Raw genomic sequence first — 16,863 nt, 5'->3', positions numbered from 1 at the left:
TTTTTGACGAAATTTTAAATTTTGGTGGGATTCCTCTGTCTTATACAGACAAAATCAATGGGTTTTAACCCAAAGAAGACAAATTGCTTCCCAAAAGAAAGCAGAGAAAAAGCCTCTGCGCTGCGGCAGAGGCCAAAACCCGGTCAGGATTCGATCTGACGGTAGAGCCAGCGCATGGCGTCGGACAGACCGCCCAGCTCGTCGATGAGCCCCTCCTCCACGGCGCGGCGGCCGTCCAGCACGGTGCCCATGTCCAGCACCAGTTCCCCGGTGTGGAGCATCAGCTCGTTGAAGCGGTCGGCGGTCATCCGGCTGTGGCGGGTGACAAAGCCGGTGATCCGCTCCTGCATCTGCTCAAACCAGCGCATGGTCTGGGGCACCCCCAGAATCATCCCGGAGTGGCGGACCGGGTGGACGGTCATGGTGGCGGTGGGAACGATGAAACTGCGCTGGGCGCTCACCGCCAGGGGAATGCCGATGGAATGCCCGCCCCCCAGCACCAGGGTGGCGGTGGGCTTGGACAGGCTGGCGATCAGCTCGGCCAGGGCCAGCCCGGCCTCCACGTCCCCGCCCACCGTGTTGAGCAAAACCAAAAGGCCCTCAATGGCAGGGTCCTCCTGGACGGCCACCAGCTGGGGGATGACGTGTTCGTATTTGGTGGTTTTCTGGCCCTGGGGGGCCTCCACATGGCCCTCGATCTGCCCGATCACGGTCAGGCAGTGGATGGCGTGGGGACCTTTGGTCAGGTTGACGGTGCCCATCTCCTGAATCTGACTTTGCTCAAAGGCCCGGCGTTCGGTGTCCTCGCCGCTGCCGGGTGCAGGTGCCTCGTCCGCCGGAGCTTCGGCGGCGTGCTTTTTCTTTTTCTTCTCCATAGGTTGAAACAGCCCTCCTTTTTCTGCTGGGGTGTATCTGAGAATGCAAACATGCTGAACCCTTCGCCCCAAAGGGGTAGCTGCGCTTTGGAGCAAAATGGGAGATGTTTTCAGATACATCCTAGGTTGCCCCGTCCGGGGGACGGTCATGCAGGCAGGGCAGGGGAGCTTTATCAGAGGAACCGATGGTTCCCTGATTTTACTATTAAAAAAATTTGTAGATAGCTTCAAAAAAATTGAGAACAAGGCTTGCATCTGGGCCGGTGGGCGGATACAATAGGAACATGCCGCCTGTCGGCATAGGTATTTCTGCGTGATAAAGAGGAGGAAAAACATGAAACGTGAAACATTCGGCTCGCGGCTGGGATTCATCCTGGTCAGTGCGGGCTGTGCGATCGGAATAGGAAACGTCTGGAAGTTTCCGTGGATGGCCGGCGCCAACGGCGGCGGCGTGTTCGTGCTGTTCTACCTGCTGTTCCTGGTGATTATGGGCGTGCCCGTCCTAACCATGGAGCTGGCGGTGGGCCGTGCCAGCCGCAAGAGCGCTGTGCTGGCCTACAAGGCCCTCGAGCCCAAAAAGAGCAAGTGGCACATTCACGGCTGGTTCTGCATCATTGGCTGCTGCCTGCTGATGATGTACTACACCACCGTGTCCGGTTGGATGCTGGATTACTTCTATAAATTCGCAACAGGCGCTTTTGTCGGGGTTCCCAATGATGCGATCAACGATGTGTTCAGCTCGATGCTGGGCGACCCCGTGGAAATGAGCATCTTTATGGTCATCATCGTTCTGGCGGGCTTCCTGGTTTGCTCCTTCGGCTTGCAGAAGGGTCTGGAACGGATCTCGAAGTGGATGATGCTGGCTCTGCTGACCCTGATCGTCATTCTGGCCGTCAACAGCATCCTGCTGGAAGGCGGTTCGGAGGGCCTCAAGTTCTATCTGCTGCCCGACCTGGAGCGGGCTGCCGAGGTGGGTCTGGGCAATGTGATTACTGCGGCCATGAACCAGTCCTTCTTCACCCTGAGCCTTGGCATTGCCGCCATGGAGATTTTCGGCAGCTACATGAGCCGGAACAATACCCTGCCCGGCGAGGCCATCCGCATCTGCGCCCTGGACACCTTTGTGGCCCTGATGAGCGGCCTGATTATTTTCCCGGCCTGCTTTGCCTTCGGCGTGCAGCCGGATGCAGGCCCGTCCCTGATCTTCCAGACCCTGCCCCGGGTGTTCGTCAACATGGTGGGCGGCCGGATCTGGGGTGCGCTCTTCTTCCTCTTCATGACGTTTGCCAGCTTTACCACTGTTCTGGCCGTCTTTGAGAACATTATCTCCAGCAGCATTGATACCTTCGGCTGGAGCCGGAAGAAAACCACCATCATCTGCTGCATCTTCATCCTGATTGCCAGCATGCCCTGCGTGCTGGGCTACAATGTCTGGTACTTCTCCCTGCCTCTGCCCAATGCTCCTGCAGGCGGCCAGATCCTCGATATCGAGGACTTCCTGGTTTCCAACCTGCTGCTGCCTCTGGGCTCTCTGGTCTACCTGCTGTTCTGCGTGTCCAAGTGGGGCTGGGGCTACGACAAGTACCGCGCCGAGGCCAACAGCGGCGAGGGCATCAAGCTGCCTGACTCGATCCTGCTGAAGCGGTACCTCCAGTTCGTGCTGCCGGTGCTGATTCTGGTGATCCTGATTCAGGGCCTGGTCTGATAACCTGCCGCACGCCAAAACCTGAAACAACAAAACGGAGCCGCACCCGGCAAGGGGTGCGGCTCCGTTTTTCTCCGGGTGAACAGGCCCGTCAGAACAGTCCGAAAAAGCTGATGTGGTTGACCCCCAAAAAGACAAAGATGGCGATGAGGGCCACCAGGACGGCGATGAGAATATCCATCTGGTGGACGCTGAGGGGGAAGTGATCGTAGATCTTTTCCTTGGAGTTCTTGAACCCGGGATCGCCGTTGTTCAGCAGGCCCTGCTTTTCGGCGGGGCCGCTCTGGGCGGCCCGGGCAGCTTCGGCTTCCCGGGCTTCCAGCTCCGCCTCCCGGGCGGCAAGGGCGGCCTCCCGGGCCGCCAGCTGGGCCTCGCGGTCGGACAGGGACGGGTCATTGGAATGATCGGGCATGGAAGTTTCCTCCTTCCTTTTGCTATCCGTAGTATAAGCGCAGACGGCCGGAAATGCAAGTGAAAATACAGCAGGGGGCTGCCGGGTGTTCCGACAGCCCCCTGTATCATCAAAAGGTCCCTTGGGAAAGGTGCTTACTTCTTGGCCAGGTACTTGCGGATATCGATGGCGACAGCCAGGATGATGACCAGGCCCTGGACAATGTAGGTGTAGGAAGAGTTGACGTTCATGAACTGCAGAGCGACCTTCATCAGCTCAAAGACCAGAACGCCCACCAGGATGCCGGGGACGGTGCCGACGCCGCCGGTGGTGGAAACACCGCCGATGGTACAGGCAGCGATGGCGTCCAGCTCATAGCTCATAGCGGTGTTGACGGATGCGCCGCCGGACTTGGCAGCCAGCAGGCAGCCGGCCAGACCGAACATGCAGGAGGCCAGGATGTAGATGCGGATCTTGGTGGCAGCGACGTTGACGCCGGCCACCTCAGCAGCGGCCTCGTTGCCGCCGATGGCATACATGTACTTGCCGTGACGGGTCTTGTTGTAAAGGAACCAGAAGCAGGCAGCCACGATGACAGCGATCCAGATCAGGACGGGGATGCCGATGATGGTGTTGGATGCCAGAGAGGTGAAGTCGCTGTTCAGAGAGCCGATGGGGGTACCGCCGGTGTAGACCAGGCAGATACCGTAGACCACCTGCTGCATGCCCAGGGTAGCGATGAAGGGCTGAACCCGCAGGTAGGAGACCACCAGGCCGTTGCACAGACCCACGACGGCGCAGATGGCAACCACCAGGATGAAGACCACGGGGGTGGGCAGGGTGGGCAGGTTGGGATAGAACTTGCCGGCGGCGCCGGAAGTCTGGGCGAAGATGCAGGCCAGGCAGGCTGCGAAGCCGGCCAGACGGCCAGCCGACAGGTCGTTGCCGGTGGTGATCAGACAGCCCGAAATGCCCAGCGCGATGATGTAGCGGATGGACACGTTCTTCAGCAGGTTGATGATGTTGGCGGCGCCGAAGAAGTTGGGGTGGATGATGCCAACGATGAGAGAAACGAGGACCATCAGGACGATGATGGCATTGTTGCCCAGCCAGGTCTTAATCAGACGGCCGGTTGATTTCTTGGTAGCTTCCACGATTAGACTGCCTCCTTATTTACTGGTTGGCCGCGGCCTTGTCGGGTGCGGTCTCAAACTGGGTGGCGAGCGCCATGATGTTTTCCTGAGTGGCGTCCTTGCCGTCGATGAAGCCGGTGATGCGGCCGTCACACATGACCATGACCCGGTTGGACATACCGATGATCTCGCTCATTTCGGAGGAGATCATGATGATGCTCTTGCCCTGCTTGGCGAGCTCGGCGATGATGCAGTAGATCTCGTACTTGGCGCCGACGTCAATGCCGCGGGTGGGCTCGTCCAGGATCAGAATGTCGGGGTTGTTGGCCAGCCAGCGGGCGATCAGAACCTTCTGCTGGTTGCCGCCCGACAGGCTCTTGATCTGGGTCCGGGGGCTGGGCACCTTGATGGCCATTTTCTCTTTGTTGGACTGGACCAGATCCAGGATCTTCTTGTTGTCCAGCATGATGGGGCCCTTGCGCAGGTCGTCGAGGGAGGCGATGGAGATGTTGTCGGCGACGCTCAGCACGCCCATGATGCCGGTGGCCCGGCGGTCCTCGGTCAGCAGGGCCAGGCTCTTGGAGATGGCGTCCCGGGGCTGCTTGATCTGGACCTCCTGGCCCTTGATCCACACTCTGCCGGTGGTGTGGGCGCGCAGGCCGAAGATGCCTTCCATCAGCTCGGTGCGCTGTGCGCCCACCAGGCCGGCCACGCCCAGGATCTCGCCCTTGCGCAGCTCAAAGTTGCAGTGGCGGAAGCTGCGGGGGTGAATGGAGGTGAAGTCCTCCACCTTGAGCATGATCTCGTCGGAGGGGTGGTTCTCCAGCGGGGGATACTGGTTGGACAGTTCGCGGCCCACCATCTTGGCGATGATCTCTTCCTTGGTGATGCTGGCCACGTCCCACTTGCCGATGTACTGACCGTCGCGCATGATGGTGACTTCGTCGGCGATGACCTTGATCTCGTCCATCTTGTGGCTGATGTAGACCAGGGCGACGCCCTGCTCCTTCAGCTCGCGCATGATGCGGAACAGGGACTCGACTTCGTTGGCGGTCAGGGAGGAGGTGGGCTCGTCCAGAATCAGGACTTTGCAGTTGGCCGAGACGGCCTTGGCGATTTCCACCATCTGCATCTGAGCGATGCTCAGGGAGCCCAGCTTGGCGTAGGGGTTGATATCCAGTTTCAGGTGATTCAGCAGTTCTTTGGTGTCCTTGTACATTTTGGCGTGGTCCACCGTGACGATGGGGCCAAAACGCTTGGTGGGGTAGCGGCCCAGCCAGATGTTCTCGGCGACGGTCCGGGCCGGGATGGGCTGGAGCTCCTGGTGCACCATGGCGATGCCTTTTTCCAGCGCGTCCAGCGGGGTGGGGATGGTTACCTTCTGTCCATCGTACTCGATCTCGCCCTCGTCCATCTTGTAAATGCCGAACATGCATTTCATCAGGGTGGATTTGCCGGCGCCGTTCTCGCCCATCAGGGCCATAACCGTGCCGGGGCGCAGCTCAAGCCGGGCATGATCCAGAGCTTTGACGCCGGGGAAGACCTTGACGACGTCTTTCATTACCAGACGGTACTCTGCCATTCCGTAGAGCCTCCTTTTGTTCACTTGATTCCCGCAAGAAAAGGTGCGTACGGGGAGAAGAAGCCGCTCCCGCGCACGCACCTCTCATTCCTTACAATTCGTTCCGCTCAGGCAGCCGGAGGATCAGAGGTAATCTGCAGCGTTCTCCGGAGTAACCTTGACGTAGTCGACCCAGTAGTACTGCTCCACAGCCTCGCCCTCGACGTACATCTTGGTGGCTTCGGTGGCAGCGGTGGCCTGGCCCACGTCATCGTTCAGAACGGTGCCGGTCATGCGGCCATCGACAACAGCCTGGACAGCCTCAGCCAGAGCGTCAACACCCACCAGGTAGATGTCGGTGCCCACGGTGCGGCCAGCCTGCTCGATGGACTGCAGAGCGCCCAGAGCCATGGCGTCGTTGTTGCAGAAGACAACCTCGATCTGATCGCCGAACTGTGCCAGAGCGTTGGCCACGTCCTGCTGAGCCAGAGTCTGGTCCCAGTTGTCCAGGTACTCATACAGGCAGTTGACGGTCTTGCCGGCGTCTTCCAGAGCCTTGATGGAGTACTCGGTGCGGTACTGGGCGTCAATGTTCTCGGGGTCGCCCTTGCACATGATGTAAGTGATGACGCCGTCGCCGTTGATGTCGCCCTCGGTGTCGGTGGCCAGGATCAGCTCGCCCTGGTAAGTACCGGACTGACGTGCGTCAGCGCCGACGTAGCAGCACTTGTCGGGATAGCTGTCCAGAACAGCCTTGTCGGGCTCACGGTTGATGAAGACGATGGGGATGCCGGAGGGAGAAATGGTGTCCACGATGGTCTGGGCCGAAGTGGTCTGGACCGGGTTGATGATCAGGACGTCCACACCCTGCTGCAGGAAGGTGTTGATCTGCTCGGTCTGGGTGTTCTGGTCGTTCTTGCCGTCCATGATGGTGACGCCATAGCCCAGCTCGGTGAGGTACTCCTCCAGGTCGGCGCGGTACAGGGTCATGAAGTTATCAGCAAACTGATAGATGCAGACGCCGATGTTGGCGCTGCCGGCAGCAGCAGAAGCTGCGGAAGTAGCAGTGGAAGCAGCAGAAGATGCGGTCGAAGCAGCAGAGCTGGAATCGCCGCCGCCGCAGGCAGTCAGGGCAGCAGTCGTGCCGACAACGGCAGATGCCTTCAGAAAGTCACGGCGAGAAATCATTTTCATAATAGCATTCTCCTTCATCAAAAAACAAAATCGGGTGCGGGCAGGCCCCCCACACGCTAAGGGGCATGTCCTCTCTGTCTCCTATTATACCCTCGCCGTGAAACTATGTGCAATAGTAAAAACAAACAAGCTTGAAGAAAAAGTTTTAGGAGATTTTGACAACAAAAAGCAAATTGGTCTGTGGATTTTGCGGCATGTGGCACAAAACTGCATTTCAACGCATCATATGTACAAAAAGTGCGGATTATGTATCCCAGACGGGCCGCCGGAGCCGGCCTGAAAACCGCCCCGAAAACAAAATTTTATTTGATTTCCGTTGTTATACGAATATGTGACTTTGTTTGATATATATGGACTTTTTATGCCTGTTTTCACAATACCGCAAAAACCCGCTAAACAAACGGGAATAACAGGAATAAAAGCGCCAAAGCGGAGGTTTTGGGCCTGGCGGAGGGTCCGTATGCAACAAAAGCCCCTGCCGGGCGGGCAGGGGCTTGGGGGTGAAAAATCAGGATTGTACCGGGACAACGGCGGCGGTGCGGCTGCCGCGGCGGGCGTTGGCAGCCCGCTTTCTGGGCTGGGCGCCGGAGGCGGCGGCCGGGGGCGCCGGCGGGGTCTGTCCGGCGGACTCTTGTGCGGGAGCCGATGCCGGACGGCGGGCCTTTTCGGTCATAATCAGCATCTGGAGACGGTTCTCCAGGTTGGCGAAACTGACGTCGGGGTCGTAGTCCAGGGGCAGGATCTGGGCGTCGGGATAGATTTCCTTCAGCCGCTTGGCCACGCCGCGGCCCACCACATGGTTGGGCAGGCAGCCGAAGGGCTGCAGGATGATGAAGCTGCGGCAGCCCTCCTTGGCGTGGTGGAGGATTTCGGCGGGGATCAAAACGCCCTCGCCGGCGTCAAAGGTGTGGTGGATGATGGGGTCGCTGGCCCGGACAATGTCCTGCATCCGGGCGGCCCGGTGGTACAGGGGATGCCGCTTGGCGATGGAATCGGTCATGGCGTGGGCCGCGTTGAACACCTCGTCGGCGGTGCGGTACCAGATCTTTTCACCCAGAGGCTTGGAGATGTGGTACTCCTTGATCTGGGCGTCCATATAGAAGTAGGTCTTGCGGATGACGTCGGTCATCCGGGCCTCGATGATCTCGAAGCCGTTGGTTTCCAGATATTTCTCGATGTCGTGGTTGGCGCCGGGGTGGAAGTTCAGCAGGTACTCGCCCACGATCAGGACGGTGGGGCGGGGGTTGGAGCGGTCGTACTCCACCGCCTTCATCCGGTCGATGGCCTTCTCAAAACCCTTTTTCAGGCCGGGAATGCCGTGGCGGGTCATGCCGTCCACAATGTCGTCCATGCCGGCCTCAAAGGCCTGTTCAGCTGCGCCGGGCACCTTCTCATAGGGGCGGATTTTCCGCAGCAGCTCCTCCATGACGTCGATCATGGGCAGGGAGAACACCAGATTGAAGGAGGAGGCCAGATTCATCTTGAAGCCGGGGTGCATGTTGTGGCTGTCCTTGTCGTCGTTGGTCAGGATGGGAATCTGGGCGAAACCGGCGTCGTCCAGGGCTTTCCGCAGCAGGGCGCTGTAGTGGGTCAGACGGCAGTCGCCAATGTACTTGGCCATGGCCACGCCAGTGTGGTCCAGATCGTACTTGCCGCTGCGGAGGGCCGCCAGGATTTCGCCGATGACAATCTGGGCGGGGAAACAGATGTCGTTGTGCACATACTGCTTGCCCAGACGGATGGCCTCCTCCCGGCCCACTTCCAGCGGAACGGCCCGGACGTGCTGGGCGGCAAAGGCCGCCGACATCACCCGGCAGAAGGCGTGGGAGGTGTTGGGCACCAGGACCACCCGCTCCTGGATGTCGGCCTTGGTGAACTTGACGGGATAGGGATCGGGCAGGGGATGCACCTCGGCCCGGGCGCCCTGGGCCCGGCGCAGGGCCGCCGTCTCCACAAAGGACCGAACCCGGATCCGCAAGGAACCCTGGGCGTCGCTCTCGTCCAGCTTGAGGATCAAAGGGCTCTTGCCCGAGATCTCGTGCATCATGCGGGTGATTTCGTCCGACAGATAGGCGTCGTGGCCGCAGCCAAAGCTGACGATCTGGACGTACTCCAGACAGTCATCCCGGGCGGCCAGAACGGCGGAGGCCAGCATCCGGGCGTGGTAGTTGTTGACGATGTCCAGACGGCTGCGGGACAGGTCCACCTTGTTCACGTCGGGCAGGGCGTCGTTGGTCAGCACCGGAATCCCCAGACTGACGAACAGATCGGGCAGAGCGTGGTTGACCAGTTCGTCGTTCTGGTAGGGACGGCTGGCCAGAACCACCGCATAGCGGTTCTCGGCGTGGCAGCGGTCCAGTACCGCCTGGCCGGCGGCCTTGAGCTGGTCCGAAAAGCTGGTCTGGGCGGCGTCGCCCAGGGCAATGGCCCGGCGGGTCAGCTCTTTGTCGATGCCGAAGGCGGCGGCCATGTAGTCGGCCAGCTGGCGGTCCCGGTCGGCCCGGCGGTGCCAGTGGAACAGGGGGGCGTCAAAGGGGATGCCCCAGCGCTTCTGGGGATCGTCCGAATTGCGGATGACGATGGGATAGCCCTTCACCACCGCGCACATGGACTCGCTGGTGGAAGCGGTGCCCTCGGGCTGGACGGTGGTGATGGAGGGCATGAAAATCCGGTCCACCTTCCGCTTGGCCAGGTCCCGCAGATGGCCGTGAACCAGCTTGGCCGGGAAACAGACGGTGTCGGAGGTCACCGCCGACAGGCCCTCCTCGTAGAGGGGACGGGTGCTCTTGCCCGACAGCTGAATCTTGAAGCCCAGACTGCGCCAGAAGGCATTCCAGAAGGGCATGGTCTCCCAGAAGGAGAGCACCCGGGGAATGCCGATGGTCACCCCGCGGTCGGGGGCCAGGGCGGGAGCGTCGTAGTCGGCGAACAGGAGTTTTTCCCGCAGGGCGAACAGGTTGGGAATGCTCTGGATGTTCTGATTGGTCTGGCGGACCCGGGCCTGGACGGCGCTGTCTCTGGGATCGCCCAGAATCTCGCCCCGCTCGCACCGGTTGCCGGTGACAAAGCTTTCCCCGCTGGGGAACCGGATGACGGTGCGGGTGCAGTGGTTCTGACAGAAGGGGCAGGGCTCATTCTGGCTCTGGGTGTATGTAAAGGTGTCCAGGGCCTCAAAGCCGATGAAATGGCTGGCGGGGTTGCCGTTGGCCTCGGCCTGGCGCTTGGTCAGGAGGGCCGCGCCGATGGCGCCCATCTCGCCGGGGTAGGGGGCGCGGGTGACGGTGCAGCCCAGATACTGTTCCAGCGCCCGCAGGACGGCGTCGTTTTTGAAGGTGCCGCCCTGCACCACAATCCGGCTGCCCAGCACATCGGTGTTGGGGATGCGGACCACCTTGGTAAAGACATTCTTAATAATGGAACGGCACAGGCCCGCCATGATGTCGTCGGGGGTGCGGCCGTTTTTCTGTTCAGTGATGATGCTGCTGTTCATAAAGACGGTGCAGCGGCTGCCCAGCTCGGCCGGGTTCTCGGCCCGGAAGGCCGCGTCGGCGATGTCCTCCACCGGAATCCCCAGCCCGGCGGCAAATTCCGCCAGGAAGGAGCCGCAGCCCGAGGAACAGGCCTCGTTCAGCAGCATATTGGTGACCACGCCGTCCTTGATCCAGATGGCTTTCATGTCCTGGCCGCCGATGTCCAGCAGGAAGGTCACGTCCGGCAGATAGTGGCAGGCCGCCGAGGCGTGGGCCACCGTCTCCACCGTGTGATAATCCCCGCCGAAGGCCTTGCTCAGCATCACTTCGCCGTAGCCGGTGGTGCCCAGACCCAAAACATCGAGTTTTACGCCCTTGGCAGTATACTTTTTGTACATCTCCTGCAGGCCGCGGCGGATCACCTCGATGGGATCGCCCCGGTTGCTGGCGTAGAAGCGGTCCAGCACCTGCTCGTTCTCGTCCATCAGAACCAGCTTGCTGGTGGTGCTGCCGGCGTCCACGCCGATGTACACCCGCAGGGTGTCCCCGGGCTGGGTTTCCGGCTCTGCCAGCTGGGGCAGGGTGTGGCTGGCCTTCCAGGCGTCCCGCTCGGCGTCGGAAGCAAAATACCGCTGGGCGGTGTGCTGTTCGGTGACCTCGGGGGCGGCGGACAGCCGTTCCAGCGCGGTCTCGGGGGGCATGGGAGCGGCCCGGCCGGTGGGCAGGGGATACAGCTCATCCATGGCCAGGGCGGCGCCCAGGGCCACAATGGTGTCGGCGTTGTCGGGGCGGATGACCTGTTCCGGGGTCAGGCCCAGACGCTCGGCAAACACCCGGATCAGGGTGGGGTTGTAGGTCAGGGGGCCGCCCTCAAAGATGACCGGCGGGGTCATTTCCAGGCCCTGGGCCAGGCCGCCGATGGTCTGCTTGGCGATGGCGTGGAAGGCGGACAGGGCAATGTCGGCCCGGCTGGCGCCCTGGTTCAGCAGGGTCTGAATGTCGGTCTTGGCAAAGACGCCGCACCGGCCCGAAATGCTGTAGACCTGCTTGCCCTGGGCGGCCAGGGCGTCGAACTGCTCGGAGGGAACCCGCAGCAGGGCGGCGATCTCATCGATAAAAGCGCCGGTGCCGCCGGCGCAGCTGCCGTTCATCCGCATGTCGGAGGTGGTCAGGGTGCCGTCCTCCTCCTGGCGGAAAAAGATGACTTTGGCGTCCTGACCGCCCAGCTCCACGGCGGTGCGGGCGGCAGGGTAGAGGGCGCGGACGGCGGCACCGTTGGCCACCACTTCCTGGACGTAGCAGGCGCCCATCTGGTCGGCCAGGGGCCGGCCGCCCGAGCCGCACACCGCAATCCGCATGGGCAGCCCGGCAAACTTTTCACACACGGCGCTCAGCAGCTCGCAGAGGGTGCGCCGCTGCTCGGCGTGGTGGCGCTGGTAGCGGCGGAACAGAATCTGCCCGGTCTGCCGGTCGGTGAGGACGGCCTTGACGGTGGTGGAGCCAATGTCCAGGCCGAGACTTAAACGTTTCATGATCTCTTTCATTGTATACCCATATTTATAAATCCAAAAAGGTTGTCTGGCGTCTCGAACGGACCCGTCGGGGTATATCGTTCGATATCATACAGAATAACACCCCATTATGAACATTTCAATGTTTTGAGGGATAACGGGCTGGATTTTGTCGCTTTGCTTAGAATTCATACGAATAAAGCAATCTTTTTGGGCTGGATGCAAAGAGCCTCCCCGCGTATGTATGTGAATTTTACACAGAAAACCGCCTTTTTACATTGGACGGCAAAACAGGCTGTTACTTTTTACCAAAGTTTTGCGCAGACATGGTTTCACCAAAAAGCGGCTTAGGATACAATAAAGCCGTCCCAAAGAGGACCCGGGATCACCCGGGGAACAAGACATGAGGGCCCGAACAGATGGGCCGGGGCAGGGCTGCGAGGCCCGCCGCATATTGGGTACGAGAGAAAGGAAATTGGTATGAAGAACGTGAAATTTTCCCGCCGCAGCTTCCTGAAGGCCGGCGCTGCCGCCTCGGTGGCCAGCCTGGTGGCTGCCAATGCCGCCGTCGCCTCGGCCGCCGAGCCCAAGGCTGCCGCCCAGGAGAACGGCCTGTTTGACGGTATGTTCGGCGGCAAGACCCCCAAGTACATCTTCCTGTTCATCGGCGACGGCATGGGCGTGGCCCAGATCCAGTCCGCCTCCTTCTACAAGGGCACCGTCGAGAACAACGGCGCTGTGATCCCCGCCGAGCTGAGCTTCATGAAGTTCCCCTTCGTCGGCAGCGTCACCACCTATGACTCCACCTCCTTCTGCCCCGACTCTGCTTCCACCGCCACCTCCATCGCTTCGGGCGAGAAGACCGAGTCCGGCGTCATCAACATGACCCCCTGGACCCGTGACGTCCCCTTCGAGACCATCGCCGAGAAGCTGCACAGCCAGAAGGGCTACAAGGTCGGCATCCTGAGCACCGTCAACATCGACCACGCCACCCCCGCCGCCTTCTACGCCCATCAGGCCAGCCGCAAGAACTACTACGAGATCGGCGAGGAGCTGGCCAACAGCGGCTTTGAGTACTTTGCCGGCGGCGACTTCCAGGATCCCCGCGGCGGCGCCGTCTCCAACTACGACATGGCCATCGCCAAGGGCTACAAGCTGGTGACCACCCAGGCCGGCGCCGCTGCCCTGAAGGCCGGCGACAAGGCCCTGGTCATCGCTGAGCAGCGCGCCGACGCCGCCGCCATGAACTACTCCATCGACGCCGCCGCCGGCGAGTGGCAGCTGTCCGACTACGTCCGCAAGGGCATCGAAGTGCTGGATAACCCCAACGGCTTCTTCATGATGGCCGAGTCGGGCAAGATCGACTGGGCCTGCCACGCCAACGACACCGCCGCCTCCATCCACGATGTGCTGGAGATGAGCAACGCCGTCCAGGTGGCCGTCGACTTCTACAACCAGCACCCCAACGACACCCTGATCCTGGTCACCGCCGACCACGAGACCGGCGGCATGACCATCGGCTTCACCACCACCAACTACGACACCTATCTGACCAACCTGACCAAGCAGACCATGTCCTTTGTCAAGTTCGACAGCATCATCGACACCCTGCGCGCCCAGGGCGCTTCCTTCGAGGCTGCCATGGCCGAGGCCAAGAAGGCGTTCGGCCTCATCACCGCGAATGATGCCGACGCCGCCAACCCCGAGTACGAGAACCTGATCCTCACCGACTACGAGCTCGAGGGCCTGCGCACTGCTTACGAGCGCAGCATGACCGTCGGCGCCGCCGGCCAGGGCGACATGACCCAGCGCGATTACGAGCTGTACGGCACCTATCAGCCCTTCTCGGTCGAGCTGTGCCATGTGCTGAACCACAAGTCCGGCATGGACCACACCACCTGGAGCCACACCGGCGCCCCCGTCAACATCTACGCTGTGGGCGCAGGCTCCGACAAGTTCACCGGTGCTTTCGACAACACCGAGATCTTCCACAAGCTGGCTGAGCTGACCGACGTGAAGTAAACCGCGTCCCGGCTCTCCCAAAACAAAACACGAGACTCCTTCTTCCTTAATCTTCTTCTTAACATACACCAGGCATACATGCTAAAGCCCCCGCCCAACACCGCGCGACACGGTGCAGGCGGGGGCTTTTCGGTTTAAAAAATCAAAAAGTGTTACGGGGCAGGGGGATCAATCATCGAGGTGCAGTGGGGGCAGCGGGTGGCCTTGATGGAGATCTCGCTCTGGCAATAGGGGCAGATGCGGGTGGTGGGAGCGGCGGGGGTCTCCTTTTTCTTGCGGAAGGAGGCGGCCTTGTTGGCCGCTTTGATCACCACAAACAGGGACAGGGCGACAATCAGGAAATTGATGACGGCATTGAGAAAAGACCCGATGCCGATGGATACCTGCCCCACCTGAATCACCACATGGGAGAAGTCCATGTTGAAAAACAGGCCGATGACAGGGGAAATGATGTCGTTGACCAGGGAATCCACAATGCTCTTGAAGGCGGCGCCAACCACGATGCCCACAGCCATGTCCAGCACGTTGCCGCGCATGGCGAAAGCCCGGAATTCCTTGAAAAAACGCTGGATGCCTTGGGTCATAGGGTAATGATTCCTCCTGAGGGATTAGATCTGGTGCTCCGCAATCCAGTTTGCCACCGGCTGGGCGATGGCCTTGACGCTGCCCTCCTCAAAGGGGGTGCGGAGGCCGGCGGTCTCGCACAGCTCGGTGTAGCTGGCGGTGCCGCCGCGGCGGCAGAGCCGGAGATACCGCTGCCATGCGTCGGCGTGGTCGGCCTCGTTCAGCAGGAAGAACTGGAGAGCCGCCATGGTGGACAGGCAGTAGTCAATATAATAGAAGGGGCACTCGTAGATGTGGAGCTGACGCTGCCAGCCTGCGCCCCGGCCGTAGAAGGGCAGACCGTCAAAGTCGATCCAGGGACGGTACTTCTTCTCCAGCTTGAGCCAGACGTCGTTGCGCTGGTCGGGGGTCAGGTTGGGGTGCTGGTACATGATATGCTGGAACTCATCCACTTCACAACCGTAGGCCAGGAAAATCAGGCTCTCCTCGGTGTGGGTGAGGGCGTACTTGGGGGTATCTGCGCCGAACAGCAGATGATGCCAGGGGGCGGTGAGGAACTCCATGGCCATGGAGTGGATCTCGGCGCTCTCCATGCTGGGGCACTTCAGGTCCTCGGGCATGGCCTCGTCCAGGGCGGCCAGATAGCCCTCGAAGGCGTGGCCGGCCTCATGGGTCAGGACGTCCACGTCGGCGGCGGTGTCGTTCCAGTTGGCAAAGATAAAGGGGGCCTTGTAGGTGGGCAGGATGGTCATATAGCCGCCGTTGGCCTTGCCGGGACGGCTGAGGACGTCAAACAGCTCGTTGTCCTGCATGAAGTCGATGAACTCGGCCGTCTCGCTGCTGAGCTCGTGGTACATGGTGCGGGCAGCGTCCATGCGCACCTGATAGCCCTTGACCGGGACGGGGTTGCCGTCGGGGAAAGCTACGTTCAGGTCGGCAAAGGTGGGGTGCTCGATGCCGGCGCGCCGGGCGCGGCGGGCCACCACTTCGGCCAGCAGAGGCACCACGTCCCGGGCCACCTGGTCCCGGAAGATGCGGATTTCCTCGGGGCCGTAGCCGATGCGGTTCATCCGGGCATAGGACAGCTCACTGTAGTCCTTGTAGCCCAGGATGGCGGCCTGCTGGTTCAGGTTGTGGACGGTGCGCTCGTACAGCTCGTCGAACTCGCCGCGGTGGGCGTCAAAGTAGCTGGCCTCGGCCTCAAAGGCAGCGCGGCGGACGGCGGGGTCCAGGCTCTGCTTGTAGGGGCCCAGCTGGGGGATGGTGAGCTGCTGGCCGTCCAGTTCCACCAGAGCGCCGCCGTACAGACGCTGGTACAGGCTGGAGATGGTGTTGGCCTCCTGCTGAAGGGCGGTGACCCGGCTGTCCACCGACAGGACTGCATTGCGCATGCCGGGCACGCAGGTGGAGCCGTAGGCAGCGGTGAGGGCGTCCAGATGGGGATTGGCCAGGATGGCGCGGTAGATCTCGGTGACGGCGTTGGAAACGGCAGGGCCGTTGGCGTCGAAGAAGTCCTGCTCAGCCTGCCAATAGGGATCGCGGGTGTCGCAGGTATAGTGGATGTTGGCCAGGTTGGCGGCGGTGGTGTAGTCGGCCATGGCGGCACTCTGGTCGTAGTAGAGTTTCACCAGAGCCTCGTCGGAGTCGGCCGCGGCTGCGTCGGCGGCAAACTGGGCGCACCGCGCCAGAATGGCGTCAATATCGGGGCGTGCATAAGGCATTTCACTGAATTTCATGAGCGTTCATTCTCCTTCCTTGTGGCCCCGTGGGGGGCTTTATCCTGCCATTAGGATACCACAACCGAATGCAAAAGAAAAGCCGGGCACAAAAAAGTAAAAGTGAAATCCTTTCAGCCGGTGCAAGTCGGCATGAATACTCACTTTTTGGCTTTAATCCAGTGCAGCGGTGAAGGCGCCTGAACCGGCACCCTGACGCCCTGGCTTGGGGCTGTATCCCTGCCGTGAAATATGGCCGGTGTGCCTGTTCCCGGTGGAAACGCCGTACCCGGTGGGCAGGAAAAACACCTTGTCTCAACCAAAGACAGAACCCCAGCCCAGCCATGTAAAATCCGCTCTTTTATATAAGGAAAAGCCTCTTTTTCGGAAGAACCGGTGCGGCGTGCCAGTGCTGTGAACGGCAAGGAGAGAGGAATAAAACGGCAAGAAAAAATCCCCGCCCCGGAGAAGGAGCGAGGATTTTGTGTGGTATGAATATTTACGATTGGTATAGACCTAAAGGAAATTAACTCTTAGATAGAATGCATTGACCTGCGGAAAATGGTATTTCATAGCAGTTTGCATCGTACCGTGCCGCAGGCACAGACGCAGCGAACGAGCCGGAGCGAAACGGCTCCGCGGAACCTTCGGAGACCCGCAAACTGTATGGTACACATTGAAACCTCTTGCGCTTAGCCGATTTTTGCGGCGCGCCGCGGTGG

At 60.8% G+C, this 16,863-nt stretch carries 10 protein-coding genes; 2 read left to right on the top strand and 8 right to left on the bottom strand.

The genetic code is table 11. From position 1 onward, the window contains the following. Positions 1-143: 143 nt before the first annotated feature. Entirely contained in the window at positions 144-761 is a 618-nt protein-coding gene (locus B5G28_RS03800; RefSeq protein ID WP_242962161.1) for an ATP-dependent Clp protease proteolytic subunit, read from the bottom strand. Positions 762-1,209: 448 nt separating this feature from the next. On the opposite strand from B5G28_RS03800, the gene B5G28_RS03795 reads away from it, so the two are divergent. Next, positions 1,210-2,580, top strand: a complete 1,371-nt coding sequence (locus B5G28_RS03795) for a sodium-dependent transporter (RefSeq protein WP_087246393.1) — start codon at positions 1,210-1,212, stop codon at positions 2,578-2,580. A gap of 91 nt (positions 2,581-2,671) precedes the next feature. Here the strand turns inward: B5G28_RS03795 and B5G28_RS03790 are convergent, their stop codons facing one another. The 5 genes from B5G28_RS03790 to B5G28_RS03770 all read right to left on the bottom strand — a co-directional run bounded on the left by B5G28_RS03790 (position 2,672) and on the right by B5G28_RS03770 (position 11,861). Then, complete coding sequence (locus B5G28_RS03790) at positions 2,672-2,992, bottom strand: hypothetical protein (protein WP_087246392.1); 321 nt, start codon at positions 2,990-2,992, stop codon at positions 2,672-2,674. Between the two features lie 134 nt (positions 2,993-3,126). Then, a complete protein-coding gene (locus tag B5G28_RS03785; protein WP_087246391.1) occupies positions 3,127-4,125 on the bottom strand; it encodes a beta-methylgalactoside transporter in 999 nt (332 codons plus the stop codon). Positions 4,126-4,144: 19 nt separating this feature from the next. Beyond that, positions 4,145-5,686: a sugar ABC transporter ATP-binding protein gene (locus B5G28_RS03780; RefSeq protein WP_087246390.1), complete on the bottom strand. Its 1,542-nt coding sequence runs from the start codon at positions 5,684-5,686 to the stop codon at positions 4,145-4,147. A 123-nt stretch (positions 5,687-5,809) separates the two neighbouring features. Next, positions 5,810-6,859, bottom strand: a complete 1,050-nt coding sequence (locus tag B5G28_RS03775; RefSeq protein ID WP_087246389.1) for a substrate-binding domain-containing protein — start codon at positions 6,857-6,859, stop codon at positions 5,810-5,812. A 508-nt stretch (positions 6,860-7,367) separates the two neighbouring features. Next, positions 7,368-11,861, bottom strand: coding sequence for an acyl-CoA dehydratase activase (locus tag B5G28_RS03770; protein ID WP_242967450.1), 4,494 nt, complete (start codon positions 11,859-11,861; stop codon positions 7,368-7,370). 459 nt (positions 11,862-12,320) lie between these two features. On the opposite strand from B5G28_RS03770, the gene B5G28_RS03765 reads away from it, so the two are divergent. Beyond that, positions 12,321-13,862 (top strand): alkaline phosphatase, encoded by a 1,542-nt coding sequence (locus B5G28_RS03765; protein ID WP_087246387.1) that lies wholly within the window; start codon positions 12,321-12,323, stop codon positions 13,860-13,862. A gap of 152 nt (positions 13,863-14,014) precedes the next feature. Here B5G28_RS03765 and mscL read toward each other — a convergent pair whose 3' ends face one another. Both mscL and B5G28_RS03755 read right to left on the bottom strand, forming a co-directional pair. Beyond that, positions 14,015-14,446 carry a large conductance mechanosensitive channel protein MscL gene (mscL, locus tag B5G28_RS03760; protein ID WP_087246386.1) on the bottom strand — a complete coding sequence of 144 codons (432 nt, stop codon included), beginning with the start codon at positions 14,444-14,446 and terminating at the stop codon, positions 14,015-14,017. A 24-nt stretch (positions 14,447-14,470) separates the two neighbouring features. Continuing rightward, entirely contained in the window at positions 14,471-16,162 is a 1,692-nt protein-coding gene (locus B5G28_RS03755) for a M3 family oligoendopeptidase (protein ID WP_087246385.1), read from the bottom strand. Positions 16,163-16,863 lie beyond the last annotated feature (701 nt).

Origin of the sequence: Faecalibacterium sp. An77 (assembly GCF_002161315.1) — a bacterium.
GTDB lineage: Bacteria > Bacillota > Clostridia > Oscillospirales > Ruminococcaceae > Faecalibacterium.
Note: the sequence above shows the minus strand (reverse complement) of the source record. Positions and strands in the feature narration are given on the sequence as shown.

What these genes read in the sequence shown, in the direction of transcription:
- B5G28_RS03800 (WP_242962161.1), bottom strand. Translation starts at nt 761, where the DNA reads ATGGGCACCGTCAACCTGACCAAAGGTCCCCACGCCATCCACTGCCTG.
- B5G28_RS03780 (WP_087246390.1), bottom strand. Translation starts at nt 5,686, where the DNA reads ATGGCAGAGTACCGTCTGGTAATGAAAGACGTCGTCAAGGTCTTCCCC.
- B5G28_RS03775 (WP_087246389.1), bottom strand. Translation starts at nt 6,859, where the DNA reads ATGAAAATGATTTCTCGCCGTGACTTTCTGAAGGCATCTGCCGTTGTC.
- B5G28_RS03770 (WP_242967450.1), bottom strand. Translation starts at nt 11,861, where the DNA reads ATGAAACGTTTAAGTCTCGGCCTGGACATTGGCTCCACCACCGTCAAG.
- B5G28_RS03755 (WP_087246385.1), bottom strand. Translation starts at nt 16,162, where the DNA reads ATGAAATTCAGTGAAATGCCTTATGCACGCCCCGATATTGACGCCATT.
- mscL (WP_087246386.1), bottom strand. Translation starts at nt 14,446, where the DNA reads ATGACCCAAGGCATCCAGCGTTTTTTCAAGGAATTCCGGGCTTTCGCC.
- B5G28_RS03790 (WP_087246392.1), bottom strand. Translation starts at nt 2,992, where the DNA reads ATGCCCGATCATTCCAATGACCCGTCCCTGTCCGACCGCGAGGCCCAG.
- B5G28_RS03765 (WP_087246387.1), top strand. Translation starts at nt 12,321, where the DNA reads ATGAAGAACGTGAAATTTTCCCGCCGCAGCTTCCTGAAGGCCGGCGCT.
- B5G28_RS03795 (WP_087246393.1), top strand. Translation starts at nt 1,210, where the DNA reads ATGAAACGTGAAACATTCGGCTCGCGGCTGGGATTCATCCTGGTCAGT.